This window comes from Billgrantia desiderata, assembly GCF_900108215.1.
Lineage (GTDB): Bacteria > Pseudomonadota > Gammaproteobacteria > Pseudomonadales > Halomonadaceae > Halomonas > Halomonas desiderata.
Genome location: NZ_FNVC01000047.1, coordinates 1 through 5,563 on the forward strand (window position 1 = coordinate 1; position 5,563 = coordinate 5,563).

The following is a 5,563-nucleotide window of genomic DNA, read 5'->3' on the forward strand; positions in this document are numbered from 1 at the left end:
TCGCTAACCTCGGTGTCGCCAGGACCGTCGGCGCCATAGGTCGCGGTCACGGCCCCCAGGAACAGGGCCGCAACGCTGCCCGTCGCCGTGGAAGTCCCCCCGTCGCGGGTATCGGTATCGTCGATGACGAGCCCGAGGTCGCCAAGGTCGATGGTTCCCACGCTGACGGCGGGCACGTCATCGACGATGGTGATGCTGCCGCCCAGGTCGGCGGTGAGGCTGTCGCTGGCGGTGTCGCCATCGCCGTCGGTGACGGTGACGGTAGCGCTCACGCTGATCAGACCCACCGGCAGCGTGAGACTATCAGCCCCTTGGGCGGCATGATCCACCGGCCCGGACTGGGTCACCGTGACGTCACCCGTGGTGGCATCGATCTCGATACGCAGCACTTCGTTGCCACCCGCACTGCCGATCACGGTACCGTTGACCAGACTGAAGACGATCGGTACGCCGCCGCTGGTAAGGCCGTGCGCGACGTTGCCCAGACTCAGGGTGTAACCGTCGATGACGAGACTGCCCTCGCCGTCGGCACCGTAGCTGACATTGACCGCCGCCAGGAAGGCCACGGCCACGCTGCCACCTGCGATGGAGGTGTTGCCGTCAAGGGTCTCATTGTCGAAGGTGATGAGTTCGAGGTCGCCAAGGTCGATGGTTCCCACGCTGACGGCGGGCACGTCGTCGACGATGGTGAGTTGCAGCGTACCCGTCACGCTGCCACTGCTGCTGGTCACGGTATAGACGAGGCCGACAAGTGCGCTGTCCATGCCTTCGCCATGCAGCAGGTTATTTACCTGAGTGACAGTGAACGCACCCGTCGTTGGGTTGAGCTCGACGGTAAAGATCGTGATACCGCGGGTTTCAGAGATTGCCTGCAAGGTGTTAGTGGCGGCATTCCAACTGAAGGTGAGAGTCTCACCACCCACCTGCAGTGTCACTCCATCCATGGCAGCAAAGGAAACGCTTCCGCCACTACCGGAGCCGAAGGAGACGGGCAGAATACCACTGGCGACCGAGCCGGAGCTGCTCAAGGTATCGACATCAAAAAGCGATGCTTCGAAGCTGCCGGCACTTGGCGGAATGACAACCGGCTCCGGCGGTTCTATCTCTTCTTCGACCTCTGCCAATGCAAATGCTCCGCCCTGCTCATCCGGTGGCCCGCCCAGTGCATTCAGGCCATAGTCGAACGCCAGCGGGTTGGTGTCCTCGACGATACGCACCAGACGCACGAAGCTGTGTCCACCATCCGCCGCACCTCCGGGTCCCGCACCTGCGGCAGTCGCATCGAGAATATCGAGCAGGTCGACGGTATCGTCTTCCAGCGCCGCCAACAGTGCCTCCAGATCCTCATCGAGAGCGGCAAATTCACTCGCCTCGACCGGCTGGTCAGTGCTCAGCTCTTGGGTGATGAGAACCTGCTCGCCACCCTCGATCTGGGTAGGGTCCAGGTTATCGCCGAAGTCGAGCTGCACATCCCCTCCATTGGACGTCACGACGGTTTCTCCTTCCTGCAGCGTGTCTCCGACACGCAGTTCACGCAGGTTACCTGAGGCATCACGAGCCCAGGCCTGACCGGAGATGGACAGAACGGTTGCAATAGTCATGAGTTGTTACCCCGCAAAGTGGTAGGAACTTTTTACGAGGCTCGCCACGGCCAAACGGTCCGTGCATGGAGGGGCGTGCTTAATTGAAGTATGAAACAAGCCGTACGGCTCGGTATTGGACCGAAGTACAGTAACGAGAAGAAAATTAAGGACGACCTCGGGCCTAGAGTGAGACGCCCGCCAGTAACGGACGGAGAGCATAGCCAGGGACTGGCCACCCTACATTGCTACTACCTCCGCCAATGTCGCCCTCGTGGTTAATATAGAGCACCGTTTGCTGCTTTCCGTGCAGCTTTAGGAGGTGACCTTTCTCCTGTCCTGGCCGGAGAGGGAAAGTAAAGTTGTAATAGACATGAGAGGCTACCTCTCGAGCGGTTGTGCTTTAAACGCGGCTCTCCACTGCCAAACGGACGACAGGTTGGAGAGAGCGTGCTTGATTGAAAGTATCCGTGCGGCGCCAAAACGAGTATTGGCCTGTGGCACAGGTAAGACAAAAATGCTGATGCCGGCCAAGCAGAGCCCAGCTGCATAGCAAGCAAGCGCCCCAGTAAATAAGCGATCCAGCTATTGGAAATCAAGTTAAAGGACCGACAGATCTCATCTTGCTGTTGCTTGTCGTGTCTTCTTTTCTTCATCCAACGCTCTAAGGTAGCCATCGAATCTCTCATGATGCGTCAATTTGCGCACTTCTCTTCCGACCTGGCTGGCCCAAGCCTGTCCTCCAACCAACAGAGCAGACTGTGTAATAAGGTCAACATATGATGAACGAAGAATGAACGCAATATTGAGCTGGAGATCTCCCCCCTCACGTTCTAAATCGTTAGATATCAGCCAATTAGACATGGAATTCATCATTATTGAATTAAGGTGATCAAAGTTTTTCCGATAAAACTCGTTTCTCGGCAGTCGAATCAACGCATCGAAAAAGCAATGATTTATAACATCATCTTCAAGCGACTTATCTTTGTCAATCAAATCATCCCACACATGTGATATTTTCATCACAATAAGAAGAAAGTCGACGGCAGAAGCATTGCCTTTTACCCATTTTCTAAGCTGCTCTTCTTTTATATACATCGACGACTCCATAGTAAAATGGGGCGCCTGGCAAGGCGCCCCTGATACACCAATAATTATTTATTGGTCAATATTAATATACCCTTCATTCAGCATGTCTTCAAGGAGACTTTCGTTATAAGCGACCCCTTTCAGGACGATATGTTGATCTGCCAGGTTGGCATCATACCCATGTTCAAAGGCACCCGACGTGCTGATATGAATGACGGTTCCCCCCTGTCCATCATCCTCCATACGGAGATAAGAACTGATATCACTATCACTGTCACGCTCTTGCAGCAGATCCGACAAGTCAATAACATCTCCGTCATTAGAGTCGAAGTCTACGATAGTGTCAGTAAAAGCATCACCAGCTTCACCTTGGTCGCCAAGCTTCCATACAAAGGTATCTGCTCCGAGCCCCCCAAAGAGAGTATCGTTCCCCTCTCCTCCCCTGAGGGTGTCATTTCCAGCACCACCGATCAGAATATCATCACCTGCCCCACCATAAAGGTCATTATTCCCTGGTGTTGCCGATTGCTGAGGTTGCGCCAGTTCCTCCCAATTCTCTCTAATGTACGCAATGACCTGCTCTTCAGTAGGCAAGTTTCCATTATTACCCAGGTCTTCATTCCAGCGCAGGTACTCAATTAAGCCAAGGTAACCCATGCCATCATGATCACCAGCAGCAAAGTGCTCGCCCTCTCCGTTGGTCCAAGAGAGATGATCGGAATTGACGGTATCGCCAAACAGAATGTCGTTACCGTCTCCTCCGCGGAGCACATCATCGCCAAGGTCAGAAAGCTCATTACTCTCAGAGCCACCTTGGAGAGCAGCCTGCAGTTGCTCAGCTGTCTGAACTATATCAGGCATTCCAACTGGGGCAGTGACTTGGCTGTCGCTGCTATACAGACCACCATCATTGAAGGTCTCGGTTCCCTCACCGATAATATCGGTGTTATCGAAGAAACGCAGGTAGTTCTCAGAAACGTCATGCCCCATGCCAATACCATAGACCGAACTGATGTCACTCAGCTCAGCGAACGCCTGAATGGATGCATACAGAGTCGCATAGTCCGTAGAACTTCCCGGACCCTGTAAATTGCCGTTCTGATCATAATAGTACGTCGGATCACCATCCGTCAGGAAATAGTTGACATTCTTGAAGTCGCCTGAATCCGGCTGACCTGCCTGGCTATTGAACCATGCAACAGACTCTTGGAAGGCTGCCATATAATTGGTCCCCCCTCCTGCCTGGAGGGCATCAATAGCATCCAACAGATCTTGGATGTTATCACTGTTGAGATTATTTAACTCGACAGAAGAGGTAGCATGACTCGAAAATGGCACAAGCTGAACATTAACAGTACCATCGTGTTTTTCAAGCTGACCAGCCAGATTAACGAGAGCCTGTTTCGTCAACTCCATCAATGTTAGGCCTGGCGTACCGGACGAAACATTCATGCTGCCAGAAATATCGACAATGATTGACACATTGTAGTTTTGTCCCGGCTGAATGATAGTTTTACCTCCACCGACGTCACCGATAAGAACATCGTCACCGCCACCCGATTCGAATGTAGTATCGCTATTCCCTCCAACATAAAGCTGGTCAGGCTCAGGAGCCTCGACACTCATGCTGCCGTCAGCAGTGTCGCCATCACCATCGATACCCTGCAGAGGCAGTTCAAGTTCAATATCTGTAGCCGTTCCCCCTTGAACGAAGCTAAAGTTGCCCAAGTTGAAATTGGATCCTTGACCAGCCCCTTTTACCTCAAGCGCCTCGAAAGGTATCTCGCTGCTCACCTCGAAAACATAACCTGCCTTCATGCCAACTAAAGTTACGCTACCTCCCGCTTCTACGATACCAATTTCGGAGGTAATGTCAGCGCCATTACTGTCGAATACACGTATGCAACCAGCTGTGAGCGGAATAACCTCCCCACCCTCCGGAGTTCCAACTATTCCCCCGTTATTCTCAATAGAGGTTGCAGTGACTCCCGTGAACGCTGTCAGGGTCATGCTAGTAGAGGGATTATTACCGCCACCGCCACCAACTCTCGTGACTTCTTGGGCATACCGAGAAACTCCAAGGTTGGTATCCCAAGCAGCAGCATTGTCCGCCCCATCAACATTCAGCCCGCTCACGAAGTCAAAGCGAACAACCTCATCTTTAGCTATAGACTGGCCCTGCCCTATCCCTATTTGTCGGCCAGCGCTATTGTTTACAGTACTCCCTGAAATGGTAGAGACAACAACATCATTATTATCTATCCCATCATTGACATTAAAGCCATACACCGCCGTATTACTGCCACCTACACCATCCTCAGTTGTGGAGACCTGGAATTCAGTACCATTGAGGATAGTTCCAAACACTTCGATGTCGTAGGTATCGCTCTCGGAGTTCAAGGTAATTTTGAAACCAAGTTCTCCATCGGCAGTCTTAGCCAGCAGCACCGACTGATCGCCATCATCATAACTATAGTAAAGGGGCTCACCATCCAGGAAGAGTGAGTTACCTTCACGATCAGTCGCAGGGCTCCCTTCCTCAACGGTGAAAATGACATTACCAACACCATCAGCCCCGGCAACTGCAGCGAAGTTGATGTTACCGGAAAAGCCGTCTTCTAGTTGAGCGGTATCGGGAGTGAAGTTGCTAGGCATATCATCGTCGACGGTCACGTCTACCGTGCCCGGGTCGGACGCGGTGCCGTCACTGTCAATGGCGATGACTTCGATGCCGCTGAGGGTCAGTTCGTCCAGATCCTTTCCGTGCGGCAGGTTGCTCAGCAGTTCGACCATCACGCTGACGCTGCCGCTGTTCCCCGCGGCAATGGTGCCGCCGCTCAGGCTCAGCTTGAGCACGTCCTCGCCGTCGAGACGCCCAATCAGGTCGCCGTCGA

General features: G+C 53.3%; 3 protein-coding genes. All 3 read right to left on the reverse strand.

Annotated elements, in window-relative coordinates; all coding sequences use genetic code 11:
* The coding region (locus tag C4S71_RS22135; RefSeq protein ID WP_146064645.1) for a retention module-containing protein at positions 1 to 1,601 on the reverse strand (1,601 nt) is incomplete at its 3' end.
* A 597-nt stretch (positions 1,602 to 2,198) separates the two neighbouring features.
* On the reverse strand, positions 2,199 to 2,678 hold the full coding sequence (locus C4S71_RS22140; protein ID WP_103970581.1) for a hypothetical protein: 480 nt from the start codon (positions 2,676 to 2,678) through the stop codon (positions 2,199 to 2,201).
* A gap of 60 nt (positions 2,679 to 2,738) precedes the next feature.
* The coding region (locus C4S71_RS22980; protein WP_103970582.1) for a type I secretion C-terminal target domain-containing protein at positions 2,739 to 5,563 on the reverse strand (2,825 nt) is incomplete at its 5' end.